This window comes from Robiginitalea sp. SC105 (assembly GCF_014243345.1).
GTDB lineage: Bacteria > Bacteroidota > Bacteroidia > Flavobacteriales > Flavobacteriaceae > Robiginitalea.
In genome coordinates, this window is record NZ_JACLZF010000002.1 from 648,612 (window position 1) to 666,322 (window position 17,711).

17 protein-coding genes are annotated in these 17,711 nt (G+C 39.6%); 9 read left to right on the forward strand and 8 right to left on the reverse strand.

What is annotated here, in order from left to right; genetic code table 11:
- Positions 1-60: 60 nt before the first annotated feature.
- Together H7F20_RS12120 and H7F20_RS12125 are read right to left on the reverse strand one after the other, a co-directional pair.
- Entirely contained in the window at positions 61-891 is an 831-nt protein-coding gene (locus H7F20_RS12120) for a response regulator transcription factor (RefSeq protein WP_185786441.1), read from the reverse strand.
- A gap of 119 nt (positions 892-1,010) precedes the next feature.
- A complete protein-coding gene (locus tag H7F20_RS12125; RefSeq protein ID WP_185786442.1) occupies positions 1,011-1,742 on the reverse strand; it encodes an MBL fold metallo-hydrolase in 732 nt (243 codons plus the stop codon).
- A gap of 530 nt (positions 1,743-2,272) precedes the next feature.
- Here H7F20_RS12125 and H7F20_RS12130 point away from each other — a divergent pair.
- The 5 genes from H7F20_RS12130 (at position 2,273) to H7F20_RS12150 (ending at position 6,230) form a co-directional block, all read left to right on the forward strand.
- Positions 2,273-2,716 (forward strand): hypothetical protein, encoded by a 444-nt coding sequence (locus tag H7F20_RS12130; RefSeq protein ID WP_185786443.1) that lies wholly within the window; start codon positions 2,273-2,275, stop codon positions 2,714-2,716.
- Between the two features lie 191 nt (positions 2,717-2,907).
- A complete protein-coding gene (locus H7F20_RS12135; RefSeq protein WP_185786444.1) occupies positions 2,908-3,192 on the forward strand; it encodes a hypothetical protein in 285 nt (94 codons plus the stop codon).
- Between the two features lie 23 nt (positions 3,193-3,215).
- Positions 3,216-3,665 carry a hypothetical protein gene (locus H7F20_RS12140; protein WP_185786445.1) on the forward strand — a complete coding sequence of 150 codons (450 nt, stop codon included), beginning with the start codon at positions 3,216-3,218 and terminating at the stop codon, positions 3,663-3,665.
- A 484-nt stretch (positions 3,666-4,149) separates the two neighbouring features.
- A complete protein-coding gene (locus H7F20_RS12145; RefSeq protein WP_185786446.1) occupies positions 4,150-5,790 on the forward strand; it encodes an adenylate/guanylate cyclase domain-containing protein in 1,641 nt (546 codons plus the stop codon).
- Between the two features lie 35 nt (positions 5,791-5,825).
- Positions 5,826-6,230 (forward strand): hypothetical protein, encoded by a 405-nt coding sequence (locus tag H7F20_RS12150; RefSeq protein WP_185786447.1) that lies wholly within the window; start codon positions 5,826-5,828, stop codon positions 6,228-6,230.
- Positions 6,231-6,283: 53 nt separating this feature from the next.
- On the opposite strand, the gene H7F20_RS12155 is transcribed toward H7F20_RS12150, so the two are convergent.
- The 3 genes from H7F20_RS12155 to H7F20_RS12165 form a co-directional block, all read right to left on the reverse strand.
- The gene (locus H7F20_RS12155; RefSeq protein WP_185786448.1) at positions 6,284-8,146 is read right to left on the reverse strand and encodes a hypothetical protein; all 1,863 of its coding nucleotides are present in this window, start codon (positions 8,144-8,146) and stop codon (positions 6,284-6,286) included.
- A gap of 112 nt (positions 8,147-8,258) precedes the next feature.
- Entirely contained in the window at positions 8,259-8,630 is a 372-nt protein-coding gene (locus H7F20_RS12160; protein ID WP_185786449.1) for a hypothetical protein, read from the reverse strand.
- 69 nt (positions 8,631-8,699) lie between these two features.
- Positions 8,700-9,083, reverse strand: a complete 384-nt coding sequence (locus H7F20_RS12165; RefSeq protein WP_185786450.1) for a hypothetical protein — start codon at positions 9,081-9,083, stop codon at positions 8,700-8,702.
- A 250-nt stretch (positions 9,084-9,333) separates the two neighbouring features.
- Between H7F20_RS12165 and H7F20_RS12170 the strand changes: the two genes are divergently transcribed.
- The 4 genes from H7F20_RS12170 (at position 9,334) to H7F20_RS12185 (ending at position 12,953) form a co-directional block, all read left to right on the forward strand.
- Positions 9,334-10,101, forward strand: coding sequence for a hypothetical protein (locus H7F20_RS12170; protein WP_185786451.1), 768 nt, complete (start codon positions 9,334-9,336; stop codon positions 10,099-10,101).
- 238 nt (positions 10,102-10,339) lie between these two features.
- Complete coding sequence (locus tag H7F20_RS12175; RefSeq protein ID WP_185786452.1) at positions 10,340-11,107, forward strand: DUF6090 family protein; 768 nt, start codon at positions 10,340-10,342, stop codon at positions 11,105-11,107.
- An 89-nt stretch (positions 11,108-11,196) separates the two neighbouring features.
- Entirely contained in the window at positions 11,197-12,111 is a 915-nt protein-coding gene (locus H7F20_RS12180; RefSeq protein ID WP_255444082.1) for a diacylglycerol kinase family protein, read from the forward strand.
- Between the two features lie 101 nt (positions 12,112-12,212).
- Positions 12,213-12,953 carry a DUF6090 family protein gene (locus H7F20_RS12185; protein WP_185786454.1) on the forward strand — a complete coding sequence of 247 codons (741 nt, stop codon included), beginning with the start codon at positions 12,213-12,215 and terminating at the stop codon, positions 12,951-12,953.
- A gap of 475 nt (positions 12,954-13,428) precedes the next feature.
- Here H7F20_RS12185 and H7F20_RS12190 read toward each other — a convergent pair whose 3' ends face one another.
- The 3 genes from H7F20_RS12190 to H7F20_RS12200 are packed head-to-tail and all read right to left on the reverse strand — an operon-like array spanning position 13,429 to position 17,709.
- The gene (locus H7F20_RS12190; protein ID WP_185786455.1) at positions 13,429-14,424 is read right to left on the reverse strand and encodes a DUF3883 domain-containing protein; all 996 of its coding nucleotides are present in this window, start codon (positions 14,422-14,424) and stop codon (positions 13,429-13,431) included.
- Positions 14,399-16,393: a DEAD/DEAH box helicase gene (locus tag H7F20_RS12195; RefSeq protein WP_185786456.1), complete on the reverse strand. Its 1,995-nt coding sequence runs from the start codon at positions 16,391-16,393 to the stop codon at positions 14,399-14,401. The genes H7F20_RS12190 and H7F20_RS12195 overlap by 26 nt, the downstream gene beginning before the upstream one ends.
- A complete protein-coding gene (locus tag H7F20_RS12200; protein WP_185786457.1) occupies positions 16,390-17,709 on the reverse strand; it encodes a hypothetical protein in 1,320 nt (439 codons plus the stop codon). Before H7F20_RS12200 ends, H7F20_RS12195 begins: the two co-directional genes overlap by 4 nt.
- Between the last annotated feature and the right edge of the window lie 2 nt (positions 17,710-17,711).

The following is a 17,711-nucleotide window of genomic DNA, read 5'->3' on the forward strand; positions in this document are numbered from 1 at the left end:
AGATTGTAATGTGTAAAATCTATATGACTGTAAATGGAGATAAAGGATGGTGTTACACGATTAATGGGTATAGTGTGCCAGCCCCGGGACGGCAATAAACTGACCTTTATCCCTGACAAAAATGCCGGGTTTCTCACCGGTTATATTCTTAAAATCATTTATAAAATGAGCCTGGTCATAATAGCCGCAATGGTAAGCAACACTTGTTAAATCAATGGCCTTATTACCTTTTAGCAAGCGAAGTACTTCGTTTATCCTGATAATGCGCAGATAGTGTTTCGGGCTGATACCAACCTTATTCTTAAATTCCCTTTCCAACTGACGCTGGCTGATACATACCTGCCCTGGGAGATCTTCTATCTTAACCCCTTTTTTGTTCCTGATCAGTTCCGCAGCAACATTGATGTAGTTCATGTCAATTTTACTGTCCATCAGGTTCTTTAACAAAAATTGTTCGGTTTGCCTGATCATGGAAACAACACTTTTTTCTTCTTTCAGCCTATTGCTGAAATCCATGAATCGGTCACCTAATATCAGTGCCATATCATGGTAGGTGTCTTTCAGTTCTGAGGCCGGCACCCCAAAAATGCCATAAAGACCTTCCGGTTTAAAGCGTATAGAAAAGACTTTGACGAAATTCTTAAACCTGACCTCATAGGGCTTGGTGTGTAACCCAATTACCATATAGTCCGGACTCTGGGACCACGTATGGTCTTTTTCAAGATCACAATGCAAATCGTTAAGATGAAATATCAGTTCCAGGCAGCCGTTCGGAACCGTTTGCATGGATATTCGCCCGGATGCATCTGCATTAAAACTTCCTTCCCAGTACAATTCTAGGAAGGGCCTGAGCTTCTGGCATGGCAGGTATTCTATAATCAGATTATTCATATTGGCCTAACCGGGTATTCCCAAGGTAATTAATTTACAGACAATAATATAACCGGATCTTCCTATTTGACAGGGCCCCAAAATTTTACCGCGAGTGGTTTTGGGGCTCCTGTCTGGTTTTACTTCGGTTCACCTCCCCATAGTTCCCTCATCACGATATTGAGGTCTCTCAGGGCTTGACTACAGTCCCCGTTAAAGGAAGCCCCATGCATAGTTGCCAGGGTTTTGGGCTTTAGATCTGCCAGGGAGTTAAGCAATTTCGGTGTTCGTGTTGAATACGGTGAATATTCCATTAATGGCCCCTTTTCATAATCGAGCAATGAACTTTTATGCGCGGCCAGAATATCTTTATCTGTAATATCATCCGTTAACCCATTTTGATGGAACAGATCGGAACACAACAACGTTCCGTTGGTTTCTTCAAACATTACACCAGCATCCCAGCCATGGGGCAAATGAGGTGTTTTGATAAAGCGATAGTTATGCTTTCCTGTATTTAATACGGTATTATCTGCCATGGCAAATGCTGGTCTGATGGCAAAATCCCCCATATTTACTATGGCGCCTACTTCACTGCATACCGCTTTGGCGTTGGGCGCTACCTGCAGCCATTCGTTGAGCGCCCCGCACTCATCCACTTCAAAATGACTAAAACCAATCCACATTAATTTTGAGGGATCGATAATTTTACTTACCGCTTCCCTTAAAACAGGAAACATTTGCTTCATCCCGGCATGATACAGCATGGGCTCATCATCATCAATCAGAAAATGATTGAACTGTAAATTAAAGTCTTTGACAAATACCGATATCCGGTAAACATCTGGCGCGATTTCTGAAACTTTGATCATCTGACTCGGTTTTTATGGTTAATAATCGTTTAACTCTTATCAGGTCATTTTAACCTGAGCCAAAATGTATTACCAAATAAACCGCTGTGATTGTAAAAAAACGACATTATCAGACGGTCGCCGGCAACCCTGGAGTATAATGCCCGGTTTTAGAAACTCTATTCTGATAATTAGCACATTCAATTTCTGAAAGATTATTTTTTGTAATTTGATTTGGCAACCAACCTCAACCAATGCTCCGCTTCTTCCGCCAGATCCGCCAATGACTTCTAACTGATAATAAGTTCAGGAAGTAACTGCTGTATGCAATAGGGGAGATCCCCGGTTTGTCGGAAAGTTCCTTTAGCGTAATATCATATTCGAGGTAGGGTTTCTCCTTATCAATAAACCGGGTAAGCGCTCCGAAATATTCGCCAAAAACATCGTCAGGCAGGGTATATTCCGACAGGCGATCCAACTAAAAATCAATACGTTAACGGGATATGGGATGACATCAATTTTGTACCTTTAAGATAAAAATCACAAGGTCTATGGTTCTTGTTTCAACGTTTCTGTATATAGCGCACGTTGTTGGGGTCGCATTGGGAGTCGGGGCCGCCACCGTAAAGCTCGTTCTGCTTTTGAAAAGCAAATCGGACCATACGTTCATCCTGGCCTTTCTCAAGGTGGTCAAACCCATCACCCGGCTCATAATCTCAGGCTTGGTTATTCTGACTTTATCCGGGATTGGGTGGTTGATCATGGGCTACACTTTTACACCCTTACTCATCGCCAAGATCGTTTTAGTGGCATTGACCTGGGTGCTGGGGCCCATTATTGACAATGTTGCCGAACCCAAGTTTGTACGGTTAGCTCCGGGACCGGAAGAAAATGCTTCCCAGGAATTTGTCCAGGCCCATAAACAGTACGTTACCCTGGAACTGGCGGCAACATCACTTTTCTACATAATCCTGGTAATAGGAGTCCTTCTGTGACGGACATGTGGTCGTAATTCGGTTTTTGATCCCTACGGTGCACTCTGTGGTCCGGAAGGATGATGGCAGCCTTTCAGTGTCCGCTCAACCGCCGCGCCATTCCTCCCCTGCATGCACCTGCGGCCCTATTTCAGGGCAGTGCCACCCGGGCCTTAACCGTTCCGTGCCAACCAAATAATTCCCTATCTTGAATGGAGCAACAACCAACCTCAGCCATGCTCCGCTTATTCCGCCAAATACGCCGACGCCTCCTTTCAGGTAACAAATTCAGCAAATACCTTTTGTATGCTGTTGGAGAGATTTTACTGGTAGTTATCGGTATTTTAATTGCACTTCAGTTGGATGACCTGAATGAGAAGCGTAATACGGATGAGCAGGAAACCAAACTGCTCCTGGCCCTTCAGGTGAATAACTGGAATGAAGACAGACAAAGAAAGGTGCAGGAAAGGGAAATTCTGAATGGTATTAAAAATTGATTTGGAAAACGACCTGGCAGCCATTGAAAAGGCTCTTCCGGCGGCAAATTTATCTAAATCTGCAATTAACTTTTGACTGGAGCATCATTAGCAGTAAAGAATTAAGACAAAAACTGATTGGTTATTATAGGACTTCGGACTTCACGACAAAACAAAGGGACATATATACCCGCGAATTGTTAGAAGCTTCCAGGAATGTTTGGAATACCCGGTTTGATGGATTTTGGGAATCAAACTATGAAGACTGGAAAGAAAGAAACAATTATGATAGCTGGGGCAATTTTAATCCGGGAGATCTGATAGGCTATGCCAGGCCCCTGGATTTTGAAAAATTAAAGAATGATTCCGAATACCATTATTCCCTCATACGCATACGGAATATTTCGGGATGGTATAGGGAGATTTCAATGATCAATATGCAAAAGAAAGCTGAGAGTATCCTGGGGGATATCAGTAAAGAATTGCAGGACTAACGGCTACTACTTAGCGGTTATTTACTCAGAATTTTATAATTTAAAGGCATTAGGAAATACGCTGGTAACTCGTAGTTGACTTTAATGTCAATTTGCTGATCCCTTGTGGGATATTTGAATTCTTTCCCCAAACGACTGATAGAACTTTTACACTTTAATATTCATGGGTATTTAGCTTAATCATGCTTGTTGATTAAGGCAATGTCAATGTATTCCAACTGGTCACTTTGGTTGGATTACAACATAGGAATGAGGTAACTCTTTTTGATTTAGAATGGTTTTAAAGTTTCAAACAAAACGTAACTCGTTACTTCGACAGTTCGTATTGATACTCTCAATTGCCGCCTGCTCGATGCATTCAATCAGGGGCCAGGCTACAGCTAAAGTTGATAGCCTTATTCTGGTCCTCCAAGAAGAATCAAATAGTACATCTGACAGTCTTAGGATAATAGAGTCTATTGTTCAAAATACCCAAGATGACAACATGCATGAAGAATACACTGCATTGTTTCTGGAGGTTGCCTTAAGATTTGGTTCAGACAGCATTTTAGAGAGTGCCTTTTTTGAGCGGGGAAATGCTGTTTACATCCAGGGAAGATATCCTGAATCTCTCGAATTTTATTTCAAGGCCTTGGAGCTTTCTCAAAAACTTGGTAATGAGCGTGATGTAGCAGCTGCCTATTCAAACATTGCCAATGCATATTCTCAAATGGATAATCCGGCCAATGCTGTAGAGTATTATCAAAAGAGCATTGAAATCCTCAAAAACGGGGGTGATTCAATCGTTCTTGCCGCCTCATACAATAATCTTGGCGATAATTACCTGAAGCGCAACGTACTTGATTCCGCAGCGTTTTATTTTGAACAATCCGGCAGAATATATAAGGCGCTTTCTTATGAATTAGGCATTGGATATTATGTCGGTTCTTTAGGCATTGTCAATGCATTGAAGGGGGAAGGAGACAAGGCCATTTCCCAGCTGAAAGAATCGATCTCCATCTTGAATCAGGAGAATGCCACATATGCCGTAGCCTCATTTTTACCTTATCTATCGGATGTTTACAAAAGCCGTGGCGAGTATCACCTGGCCATAGAGGCTGCGAACCAAACACTTCAAATAGCGAGTAAGTATCAAATGCGAAGGCCTGTTCGTGATGCACACCTTTTGCTGTCTGAATTGTTAGAATTATCTGGAAGGACATCAGAGGCTTTTGATCATTATAAATTATATACTAAGTACAAGGACAGTATTCAAAATCTGAACCAGGTCAATCAAATGGCCAAGATCAGAAATGACTTTGAAATATCACAGAAGCAGACGGAAGTTGATTTATTAGAAAAAGAGGCTACAATTCAAAGACTCACAGAGCGACGTCAAAAGATTCTTATCTATATTATTATTGGTGTGCTGATTGTAGTATTTCTGATAGGGTTCGGCTTGTTCAGGAGGTATAGGTATATCAGTAGGACCAATAAGATCATTAATGAAGAAAAGTCACGTTCTGATAATCTCCTCAAAAATATACTGCCCAGTGAAACGGCCATTGAGCTAAAACAAAATGGACTGGTTACCCCAAAGAAGTTTGATGAAATTACGGTTTTGTTTACTGATTTTAAGGGGTTTTCATTAATATCTGAGGGTGTCTCCCCAGAAAAGTTGGTGCATAGCGTAGATTACTATTTTAAGCAGTTTGATGGTATTATAGAAAAACATGGGCTGGAAAAAATAAAGACCATAGGTGATGCTTATATGTGTGCTGGAGGAATCCCGAGTCCAAATACATCCCACGCGGAAGATGCACTGAATGCAGCTTTTGAAATCCTTCAGTTTGTCAAAATAACCAAGATAAATCCACCAAAGGATATAATCCCATTTGAAATACGTATTGGCCTGAATACTGGACCTGTTGTTGCAGGGGTTGTGGGAACAAAGAAGTTTGCCTATGATATCTGGGGAAGTACTGTAAATTTTGCGGCCCGGATGGAATCATCCTCAGAACCTGGCCGGATCAATGTATCGGAGAATACCTATAATCTGCTAAAAGATAAATATCAATTCACCTTCAGAGGTGAGGTAGAGGTTAAAAATGGGCAGGTCTTGAAAATGTATTTTGCCGCGGCCTGAGAGGTAGGACATTTAAATCATTAAAAATCAGGGTCATGATTGAATTCATTCACAAACATATTACCTCGGAATTGCAACAAAACACGAAGACTGATATTATTTTCATTATCACCTCGATCGTGCTTAACCTAATTGTACTTGCGGTAAACTCTGGTATGTCCGAGGAATCGAAAGATGATCAAACCTTTCTCGTGGTGATGATTCTCTTTGTAGTGTTATTGATTCTGCTAAATGCCGTTGTTATTGTGGGATTGCACAAAGGGAAACAAACAAGGTCAAAGTTACTATCCGGACTACTGAAAATGTACAAAGACCAGAATGTTGAAAAATACTATGATTCAACATTAATGGGAAATTATAATACGCGCTATAACTTATTTATGTTGGTGGTCGTGTTAACGGGAATAATAGCCATAATAGTTCCTTTTGTACTTAGGTAGCTTGTTTTGATCAATTTCCAAGTAGCTATATAGCGATAGCAATCCCTTCTAGATTAATTTATGCTTTGAGGCAGGTCTTCCGGAACTGCTAAAGGAGGCACTGGAAAGCCGACTTCTTTGTACATATTTAAGTAGCGGGGATCATTTCGAATCGGTGCCAACAAAGGCTCAGACCTGAGCCAAACCATTTCGGTTTCGTGTTTTTCGAATGATTTCTGAAGCCACTCCATACAGGATTCGTATTCCCCAGCATGGGAATAATAGAGCGCAAGGTGCCAAGCTGGTGAACCAGATTTTTGGGACCTGTATTTAGACTCCAATTCCACAAGGGATTCTTTAAGTTCGTCTTGCATATTCTCTTCATATGCATGAACTGCAGAAAGAAATAATATCAGGGGAGAGTTATCGCCAAACGCTGATTTAAGACGATTTAACGCCTTCCTAGATTGATCATAGTTGCCCAGATAGTAATACCATTTGGCAGCCTCGGTCAAAAAAGCCGGACTGTCCCACAGTATTTCTATGTATTCTGTCAATAGATCTTCTGCTTCTGCTTCTCGGCCCAGGAAAAAAAGTGATGCCGCTTTTAAGGGTATCCCCCTGCTCGACATAATACCATTCTCAGATGCCCGAAGAATTCCTTCCTCATTTGTTTCCAGAGATTCTTCATACCTTCCCGTATAAAGCTCATAAACAGACCTAAAGCCGACAGGGTCAACAAATTCCTCTCCATAAACCTTTTCGATTCGATCAAAATCCCAGTCATAGAAAAGGTAATTCCACAGAAGCGCATTTTCCACAATTACTTTTACTTCTTCATAATCAGATTCACCTTCAGCTAATTCGATTACTTTTTCCCATGCCGTCTTAGTATTCTCCCAAGCAAGACGTTCTGGATTGATCCCCCAATAAAGTCCACTGAACATCCAGTTCATGCCTAAATTATACCACGCTTCAATAAAGTTTGGGTCGAGTTCGACGGCCTTTTGGAAATTGGCAATCCCCTTATTGACGTTTTCTTCAGATTGTGTTCTTAGTTGGTGAAGACCTTTTAGAAAATAACGATAAGCTTCCATGCTTTCTGTCAACACATAATCCTGATCGGATTCGATATCACCTCGAATGTCTTTGTGAATTCGCTCCAATACATTATTGGTCACATTAGATTGTATTTCAAACACATCCTTACTATCCCAGATGCCTGTAAATTCCTCTGACCAGACATAACGATTGGAATAGCCGTCGAGCAATTGAACTTTTACCCGTATTTCCTCACCAGCGATTTGGACACTACCGTCCAGAATAAACTGAACCTGTAAGCTGTCTGTCAGTTCTTTTAATTTGATTTGTGATTGCTTATACTGGAGCATTTCTGCAAATGGAACTACCCTTTCCATGTTTTCCGCCCGTTCTAATTTTGTCGCAATTTCATCGGCCATCCCGTCACTGACATATTCCAATCCCGGATCACCACTCCAGTTTTTAAAAGGCAATACTGCGATTGAGGCTGTTAATGCATCAGTAGATCCATCAGAATCTACACTTTGTGATAATCCTGATTGTGAACGTCCGAATTGATTGTAGAGAAGCAGGACAACAGCTAGTGAAAGGGAGGCAATAATAACTCTGTTTAGCCGACGATTTTTTATTCTGGAAGGGGATTCAGTCTCCTTTATATCTATGGTTTTCTTTAGTCCCTCTGGCGTTACATCATAGACCCAGGAAAAAATCAGATTAACAATAAACCCAAGTGCCAAAAAGACTATTAAGATCTGAAGAATAAAGGGTGGTATGTTGAATACAGGAAATATTGCGGAAGAAACTTCAATGATCACCCAGGCGACGACCAAATAGGCAATTGCGGCCTTGAAGACTTTTCGCTTTTTCAATTCCTGAAAATACTCCTTAAAGTCCATGCACCATCAAGATACTAAATATCAGGATAGTAGATAATAGATAATTGCGATTTTTGCTTAAAAAATATGATGATTTATACCCGGAATTATGGAAGGGAGAATCGAGAAGATTTTACTGTCTTACCCATTTATAATCCAGACCTAAAAGGGTTAAGGTGTCCCCCACAATAGATAGGTCATAAATCGCGTATCCCCCCAAATCGCTAAATTCTTCGATGGTAAATGTGGTGGCGTTGATCGTATTGATCCTTTGATAGGTGCCTTCATCAAACTGTGATGTGCCATCTATTTCAAAGCGATACCTGCCATTTTGGTAATAATACCGGGTAAAATTCCCATTCGGATTATTAACGCTTTTCCAGGTGCCTACTACTTCTGTAAATCCGGCATCACTTTTCGAGCAGCTCAATAGAGATGACAAGCAAAAGCATAGGAGTGCCGAGAACAAATTCCTTAAAACGATTGATGATCTTAAAATTTTCATTGGTTACTTTTTTTGGTGTATCGATCATAGTTGGAATAAGTAAGTCGTATCAACTTCTTTTGAAATTATTCAATCATAGGGATCAATGAATAATGTCGTCATTCTCGGAGAGTAGCTAAATTCTTGAAAGGGATATAAATTATCAGAATCCTTCCATCCATAAGCACTTATAACTTCAACTTTATTTTCTTCGTCTTGGTTTATTGTAATTACAACTTCCCCATTCTGGTCAGTGAACCCATATCCGTAAGAAACTCTTCCACATGCACCTGCTCCTCCATAAATAGTTCCTCCACATATTATTTCGCCATATAGAGTGATTTTTACGTTAGCAGCTGGCGACCTATTTTCTGAATCCAGGACGGTATAATGTTTATCAATATTGCCGTCATCCGAGCTGCAACCATTCACCAAAACAGCTATTGTCAGTATTAAAATTAATTGTACTCGCATATCCAAGAATTAGATTTTGGGATGGTATCAACCCTATTTTGAGCCGATTGTAATTATCCGTAGGTCTTAATTATCATCAGCCGTATAATTATTCTACTCCCTATTTTTTATTGTACTTGATTTATCTGAAAACAAGATAATGCGGCAAACTCAGGAGAATGTCCGGTATTATGCATCAGGCAGATATTCGGATATCGACACGCATGGTTGGAGCTATATTGATCTTGGAAACAATTAAAATTCAAGACAGATGAAATCGTCACAAAAAATATTTGTTCTTGTTTTAGCTGGATTAACTTTCTTTTTTGAAGGATGTTCAAAGTCGGAGGAAGACGTCACAAACATTCAATTTTTGATTACCGATTATGTAACCGGCCAACCCATACCCCATGCAGAAGTCTATCGGGCTGAGTGTAGAGGTGATGACTGCACTTTAATTAGTGAAGCATTACATTCAAACGACAATGGGTTTGTAGAGATATATTCGGTCAGTGAATACGATGATTTTGAAATAAGGGCGAGGGGATATCATCCATTACTTAAGTCGCGGTATTATCACGGTTATAGAATGAATATGGAAACTCCCCAACTCAGGGAGTACCAAATGCTTCCGGAAGCATCAATCAAGTTAAGAATAATTGGTAATCCATATGAAGAGGAGATTGAGGCTTATGCCCTTGCGGGTTGCTTTTTTAAGGAAGCATGTGAATATTGCGGTTTTCAAAAACCTGGAGACCCTTGTCTGAATCAAAATGATGGCTTCTCTGATTCCTCAGGGTATAATGGATGGTTGGATTTGGGCTGGGGCCCTTCTGAACCACCCCCGAATTATGATGTAAAGGCAGATACAGAACTTAGTGTATTTGCTATTGGAGATACTTATATTCACCTTAAAGTTTGGTTAAAAAATCATGAAGTTCCTTGGAGGCTTGTATCAAAAGTGATATCCAAAGTTGTCTACATTTCAAGAAATACAGAAACAGAAATTACCATCGACTTGAGTGAATACAAGATGTAAGTGTCCACTAATTAGAGGTTTAACCTAGGTCCATTATTTAGGGTACTGGATTTTGAAACCTTTCTAAATTTAAACACATGTTCAAACGTTAATATCATTGAAGTTATCTTGTAAGTTTGCCAAAAAACATCGTCCGTGGACTAGATATTCTCAAAAAAGTACATTTCTAAATGCCCTAGTATTTCCCTGAAAACCAATTATTTCCCTATCTTGAAAGGAGCAACAACCAACCTCAGCCATGCTCCGCTTCTTCCGCCAAATACGCCGACGCCTCCTTACTGATAACAAGTTCAGCAAGTACTTACTGTATGCGGTGGGTGAGATATTGCTGGTGGTGATCGGGATCCTGATTGCTCTGCAAATCAACAACTGGAATGAACAAAGTAAAGATCGTGAGATTGAAAGAAAATGGCTGTCAGTAATCCATGCAGAGGTTACCACAAACATCCAGCATTTTAATGAAATAATACAATTTCACAAGGACTCAAGAAAAATGTGTATTGATCTGCTGAGAAATTTTAGTGATCCAGACAGGAAAATAAATCATGTCATTCTTGATTCGTTAGTGGAGAATGCCACTGCACCAATAACTCTGAACCCGCAGATAGGAAATGTCAAGTCAATTATTTCAACTGGGGATATTAAATACATCAGGAATGATTCGGTTATTCAGTTTGTTACTATGTACGAAGATGCACTTAATGACCCTACGGACGATTTTAATAGACTTCTTGGGGTATGGAACTCACAGCTTTGGCCTCTTGAAAATTTATATGTCCGCAGAATAAATCGTGCTCACTCTAATAATGAATGGTTGGGAGTAGATCTAACCGGGGTAAGCGCCCAATCGGATTATGAAGCATTTTTTAAAGACATTGTCCTAGAGAATGCTTACATGCTCACGCTTTATGAGCAAACGGAAATAATAAAAAAGGAAGAATCCCTTAGGGATCGAATGAAATCTATTCTTGAGGTCATAAACTCAGAACTTCTCCTTTCAGAATAAAACAGTATGCTCCGCTTCTTCCGACAAATTCGCGTATGATTTCCATGTAACTGTAAAGAGCCAGATAAATGATTTGATTGCCCGAATCAATGAAGATTGTATTTATAGTCAACAGCAGGAAAAACCGCATGGCCTATCTCAAGAGGGTGGAACAGTATTGTCAAAAAGTGAGCCCGGGCAGCGCGCAATTTTTACTAACAATGCGTAAAAATCACGCTATCCAATTCGCCAAACAGGCCGCTGAAAACAACTGCGATTACCTCATTGCCGTTGGGGGCGACGGCACCCTGAACGAGGTAATCAATGGTGTTTTCCAGAGCAACCTGCCCTCAAATTTATATCCAACTTTGGGGCTGCTACCCTGCGGCTCGGGTAATGATTTTGCCAGGACAGCCCGGATCACAAATTCTATTGAAGAGCTAATGGGGCTGATTAAATCTAAAAGCATCCAAAAAACAGACCTCGGAAAAATAATCTTACATCAGACCCGGGAAACCCGCTACTTTATTAATATAGCAGGGGTTGGTCTTGGGGCCGAAGTGGTGCAATCCATGGTACAATCCAAAAGTTTCTTCGGACCAGCCGTCAATTATTCCTGGCATATCCTGAAAGGGTTTCTTGATTACGATAAAAAGGAAGTCGTGTGCAATGGAAGCGACTGGGAGTGGAAAGGCAGACTGCTTCAGATGGCGATAGCCAATGGCCGTTATTTTGGGAATGCCCTCTGTATTGCGCCCGACGCGAACCTTTCAGACGGGATGTTTCAGTTGGCCATTTTTGGGGATCTAAGTATTTGGGATTATCTGAAAAACCTGGGGAGGCTGAAAAAAGGTTTAAAAATATCCCATCAACAGGTACACTATCACATAACCCGGGAAGTTACACTCCAAAGCAACGACCCATGCAGTATTGAGGCAGACGGGGAGTACGTGGGCCAGCTGCCGGCTACCATCAGGGTTTTGCCAAGGGCCATCTCCTTTTTATCACCTTCCAATCTTCCGTAGCCCGAAGTCCGTCTTTTATTCTATCATTAGGAATTTTACGCAGACCCTTTTTCATGTAATTATTTCCCTATCTTGAAAGGAGCAACAACCTACCTCACCCCATGCTCCGCTTCTTCCGCCGGCTCCGTCAACGACTTCTGACTGATAATAAGTTCAGCAAGTACCTGCTGTACGCGGTGGGGGAGATCCTGCTGGTGGTTATTGGCATATTAATCGCGTTCCAGGTAGATAGTTGGAATGAAGAGCGTAAATCTGAAATTGAGACAAGTCGTTTAATTGGTGATCTTCAGGACGAAATAATAGTCGCGGTGGCAAGTCGGCATGAGATCATTAGTCTGTATATGGATAGCCGAGAAAAACTGGCTTTAGCTCTCGACAAAATAACCTCAGAACCTCCAAAAAAACTTTCTCAGGAGGAGTGCGAGGCGGTAGCATTTTCTCATTACATAAGGTGGAGCCCTTTCACCCTATCCACTTTGGATGAAATGGTGACCACGGGAAAAATTTCTTTCATTAAAGATATACGGCTGAGAAACGCCTTACTGGATTTTAGAAATAACAGCGGCAGCAATAGAGAAGAACTCGGTCAGACCATTATGGAACCAAACGTTTTAGTAGACGAGTTTCCAAACTTGGTCATTCGTAATTGGAATGCCGATTCCCAGGATTCTGATTTTGATTGTCTTTCAGAGAAAATGAATTTAAATAAAAAGTTTATGGCACAACTACAAAGCAATAGGGGTCGAATGGGGGCACCGGTCATTCGCGCCCAAAGAGAACTAGAAGCACTTCTTGGCATACAAAAAACTTTGCGGGAATATCACAAATCCAGTAAGAAATAAAATACTGCAGCCCATGCTCCGCTTCTTCCGTTAGCTCCGCCAACGCCTCCTTACTTAAAACTGGTTTAGCAAGTACCTGCTGTATGCGGCTGGGGTTGGCTCCCTTTGGTCGCCTGACCCAGCCGTCCAGTACTGCAAATAGACCAAAGACCGCCGGGGTTAACTTCGCTTCGCTCGTTGGACCCAGCCGTCCCATCCTGCAAATGCCAAACCCTGCCAGGCTGCGCTTGCCGGGTTTTTGTTTCCGTCGAAAGGTCCAAGTAGACTTGGCCTTACCCCGAAAACAAAAACCCCCGCCAATTCTGGCGGGGGTTTTGCGCTTGATCGTGACTTGGCTGGGGCTCGAACCCAGGATTTCAACTATTTAATTACCAGACTCTTGTCAACTTGTCAACATTTTAGGTATCCGAATTGTATGCCTTTGATTCTTAAATTAAGCAATATAAATTGTCAAATAGGAACATTAGGATAGAATTTAATCGACTAGAGTAAATTTCCAACTTTCAGCTTCTTTTCTCCAAAGATCGCTATTAAAGACTTTATGAAAGGGATTCCTAAGTATTTGAGGTTTATAGCTTTTTTCATGCATCTTTGACCTATTTACCAGATATAAAAAATATTTATCCCCTAAATCCTTTGCAACCCTTATTTCATTCTTAGACCAATAAAATTTAACATCTTCCTCGTAAGATTTGACTTCAATAAAACGGTTGTTAAAGATAGAATCAATGTCATTAAAACTAATTAAATCATAACCGGCATCGGTTTCATTTTCAGATACAAGTTGAATTTGCTCGACATTTGGATGTCCACAGAGCCTATTATTTTCGAATTCGAGTACGAATAATTCAGCCCTTTTTCCCGCTTCTTCTTTTTGTTTTAGCAGATGCTTTAAACGCTTAAGACTTAGTTTAGACTTCCTCCTTTCAATTAAATTAAGCCTTTGTATCACTGAGGTGTTTAATAGACTATTGAAAAACTTATTAACCCAGATATGATTCTTTATTCTTGAATCTCTGTAAAAGAAACTAGTTGAAATCAGGAGATTTCTTATTGAAAAATATTTTATTGAAATTTCATTGTCAAGAACATAATACTGATTTCTTTCCACATTAAATTTCAAACCGTCGTTACTAAATAACTTAGAAATTGCGCCCTCATTGAATAATCTCTGAAAAAAGATGTTGTAGAAGTGGTCTGTTTCGAAGTAGAGTTTTTTGTTGTGAAGATTAGGATCAAAATGATTGAAATCTAAACTTATTCTTTCATTCTTGATTTTAACGAAAGACACGAAATCTAAAAGCTCCAGAATTCCTTCTATTGAATTGTAGATGGAAAACCTATTGGATTTAACGTACTTCTTTATTTTGTTTATGGCCTGGGATTCAGACAAAGGCAAAACCTCGAATAGGATAAAAGTTATTTCATCCTTTGTGCCAAGTAATCTATGCTTTAGAAGATCTTCTAACATAGTCTCTAATTATAGCCCTAATGTCATTATCTAAGTCTATATCCCTACTAAGATTTTCAGAAATTAAAGGAATTTCTTGGCTCTCAATTAATTCAAGCATCCTTCTTTCTTTGTCCATTAATCTTCTGTGAATTGTTTCATCAATTGAGTCTTCTGATAGGATATAGTGGTAGTGTGTCAACTGATTTTTTTCTAAGCCAACGCGATGAATTCGGTCTTTGGATTGAATAAAATTTGAGGCATTAAAAGTTCGTTCAAAATAGACGGCATGGTGACAAGCATGGTGAAGAGATATTGATTCTGCTACCGCAAAAGGATTTGCAATAATTACTCTGAACGGACAATCTTCTTCATGAAATTCCCTTATGATTTTTTCCCTTGTAACAATTTCTTCGGGCATATCATCCCTTTCAACGGGAACCTCACCAATTAATAACCTAGAATCAATTCCAGAAGAATTGAGATATTGCTGAAGTTGTTTAATCGACAATATAAAAGTGCCCCAAAGGATGACCTTCTGTCCATCTGAAACTAAATCTGATACCAATGACTTAATAGTCTCAAATTTAGCAGGAATAGTTTCATGGCTATGGTAGTTCAATATTTTGTCAAGAACATGATTATCATCTAGGTATAGGTTGTTACTTAATCCCTGTTCTTGATAGTAGTCCTCTAACGATTGTCTTAATAAATCGGGATTAGTGGCACACTGCATAAGTCTAACAAATCGTGCCTTCTTTAAATTTGTTGTGGCTGATAAGGCATCTTGATTATCCTCAAAGTATGAGATATATCGATCTTCCAAGAAATCATAAATTTCTCTTTGAACTTTACTCATTTTTACTTTGATGGGATCGTGATTGACGATAGGCGGAAGGCCTAAATCATTTTTCTTTATCCTAATAAAGAACGGAGAAATACTTTCAACGAGTTCGTCAACTCTATCGTCAAATCTATTATTTGACATATCCTGTAATTGAAAAACATTGAAGTTTATGATATTTTTATTTGGCCATATAAACTCATACAGATTATAAATATCCTCGTATCCGTTCGGTACAGGTGTTCCTGTCAAAACAACCTTAGACTTTACACTTGGTAATTTTGAAAGCGATAGAACAGCAGGAGCCCATGTGCTATCGGGATTGGTGCTTTTTATTTTATGTGCTTCATCCAATACTATCATCACATGGTTGGATGGTTTTTTTAAGAAAAATTGAAGACCTTTAAGATTATATTGGACACTTTGATAAGACATTAAGGACAATTCAGCGGTCTGCTCAGGAGGTTCGATTGAAAAGAGGAAATCATTTCTTTCTTCGGGACTTACGCCTCCGGATAAACGTTTTGACGATACTTTTTTTCCAAAACATTCTTCATACTCGTTTTCCCAAGGACCAAAAGAGCTCAAGGGTCCTATAATTAATAACCTATTGACAAAATCTGGATGATCTTCCGGTAAGTTGCTTAAGTATGCATAAGCTCCGTATACCACGGAGGTCTTCCCTGCTCCAGGCACAGAAAAATTACAGGCGTTCTTTGCAAAAGCTAAATGGAAAGCCGCTAATAGTTGCTTATCGTATAGTGTTCTATTAGTTAAATTCCTTTCCAGTGATTCTTTGAATTCTTTGAATTCATTAGGATCAACTTCATTATTCCAAATACACCTAGCTTTTTGGCTGAATATTTCGAAATCTTTGCGTCGCTTAAAATAGGAAGCCAATATCTTCTTAATTCTCTCTGATTCCTGATATTCAATCTTATATTTTTCTAACGCATTATGAATGGAGATTAAAAGTTCTTCCTTTTCGACATTTCTGATCTCAAGTAGGACAGCAGAATCATTAAATTCGGCATCCATGTAACTTTCAAAATAGGCCTTGGCCCTTCTGTTCTTTCCTATTACGCCTGAGCTATCTACAAGTAAGAAGTAAGTCTCACTTTGATTTATGTCAATTATAATACTCACTTACTGTGTTTATCGTGTTTTAGAATTATACGCTTGAATTCTTCGGAAAGCTTTCTTATTTCATTCACCATTGTGTACACATCATCGTCTTCTAAGAAGGATTTGGATTTTGTATTAATTGAGTCTAGTTTGTCTTTCGCACTTTCTAAGAGCTCAAGTGGTCTGTCTCTGTTATTTTTATTTTCTAGGGCACTTTTAGATCGCCCCATATTTCTTTTCAGGACACTGTCTGCCCTATTTGCCCAGGCGACATCTCTTCCTTTCAAAAGAATTTCTAAGCTCTCGGATGGATGATCTTTCCTTATCTCATCTATTGAGGGCTCAGATTGGTTGATTTCTTCTATCTCATCAAAGTGCTTATCTCGAAACTTTTCCCAAATTTTCTCATTGCTGAAAAAACTACCTTTTTTACTAGTGCGGCCAATAAATCTGTAGTCTTTTGAATCTCCGCTATCTGCCGATTTGCTACTATTATAGATTCCACGGATATAGTCGAAATAGATCATTTTTAGATCGTTTAAGTCTGTTTCATCGTATTTCCATTGAACCATTTTCGACTTACCCCCTTCATATCTTTTCAAATAGCCATTAAGATCAACAAATGCACCTTCAGTCTTATCCAAACGCGTATATATTCCTCCGTATCCAAGTTGGTCTTGTTCAAGATATTCATTCATTAAATCCATTATGGACAGGTATTCTTTGATCTTAGATTCTGATTCCCCCATCATTTTTCCTATTTCTTTCGAAGAAAATCCTAATTCAATCAAATCTTGACATTTGAGATATTTTTCAATTGCATTGTAGTCGACTTTTGCATCTTCACCCATTTGGTAGGTTGTCTCAAGTCTCATTATTTCCTTTGGATCATCGTCCAAAACTTCGTCGAGAACGACACCTAGAAAATATACTGGGCTTTCCTTTTTCTTTTCTGCCACTCTACGGAGTATCATTGACCTTCTGTTTCCGTCAATAATTACTCCATCCTTAGTAACTATACCATATTCATTTTGTCCTTGGTCAAATATGCTTTTTTCCGTTGCCTTATTTGCAGGAATATTTGATCTCCACAGAAAGTCTTCAATAATGGCCGCTCCTTCTTCGGTGGAAGCATCAATTTCTTCACCGGTTTCTTGGGCATGTGATTTGACCAGACTTGCTATTCTACCATTCCATTGATTATAAATTAAGTAATCAAGATCGATTTCGTAGACAGGCAATTTTTGCTTTTTACCCTTATAATAAATATCCTTGTGGGAATAAGGCTTTTTCTTCTTTAACCCTTCAAAATATTTTATCCTAGCTTCTTTCTCCATGA

Coding starts and splice junctions, on each gene's coding strand:
- H7F20_RS12130 (WP_185786443.1), top strand. CDS start 2,273: ATGGTTCTTGTTTCAACGTTTCTGTATATAGCGCACGTTGTTGGGGTC.
- H7F20_RS12160 (WP_185786449.1), bottom strand. CDS start 8,630: ATGAAAATTTTAAGATCATCAATCGTTTTAAGGAATTTGTTCTCGGCA.
- H7F20_RS12200 (WP_185786457.1), bottom strand. CDS start 17,709: ATGGAGAAAGAAGCTAGGATAAAATATTTTGAAGGGTTAAAGAAGAAA.
- H7F20_RS12185 (WP_185786454.1), top strand. CDS start 12,213: ATGCTCCGCTTCTTCCGCCGGCTCCGTCAACGACTTCTGACTGATAAT.
- H7F20_RS12155 (WP_185786448.1), bottom strand. CDS start 8,146: ATGGACTTTAAGGAGTATTTTCAGGAATTGAAAAAGCGAAAAGTCTTC.
- H7F20_RS12150 (WP_185786447.1), top strand. CDS start 5,826: ATGATTGAATTCATTCACAAACATATTACCTCGGAATTGCAACAAAAC.
- H7F20_RS12165 (WP_185786450.1), bottom strand. CDS start 9,083: ATGCGAGTACAATTAATTTTAATACTGACAATAGCTGTTTTGGTGAAT.
- H7F20_RS12125 (WP_185786442.1), bottom strand. CDS start 1,742: ATGATCAAAGTTTCAGAAATCGCGCCAGATGTTTACCGGATATCGGTA.
- H7F20_RS12170 (WP_185786451.1), top strand. CDS start 9,334: ATGAAATCGTCACAAAAAATATTTGTTCTTGTTTTAGCTGGATTAACT.
- H7F20_RS12120 (WP_185786441.1), bottom strand. CDS start 891: ATGAATAATCTGATTATAGAATACCTGCCATGCCAGAAGCTCAGGCCC.
- H7F20_RS12175 (WP_185786452.1), top strand. CDS start 10,340: ATGCTCCGCTTCTTCCGCCAAATACGCCGACGCCTCCTTACTGATAAC.
- H7F20_RS12180 (WP_255444082.1), top strand. CDS start 11,197: ATGAAGATTGTATTTATAGTCAACAGCAGGAAAAACCGCATGGCCTAT.
- H7F20_RS12145 (WP_185786446.1), top strand. CDS start 4,150: ATGCATGAAGAATACACTGCATTGTTTCTGGAGGTTGCCTTAAGATTT.
- H7F20_RS12135 (WP_185786444.1), top strand. CDS start 2,908: ATGGAGCAACAACCAACCTCAGCCATGCTCCGCTTATTCCGCCAAATA.
- H7F20_RS12190 (WP_185786455.1), bottom strand. CDS start 14,424: ATGTTAGAAGATCTTCTAAAGCATAGATTACTTGGCACAAAGGATGAA.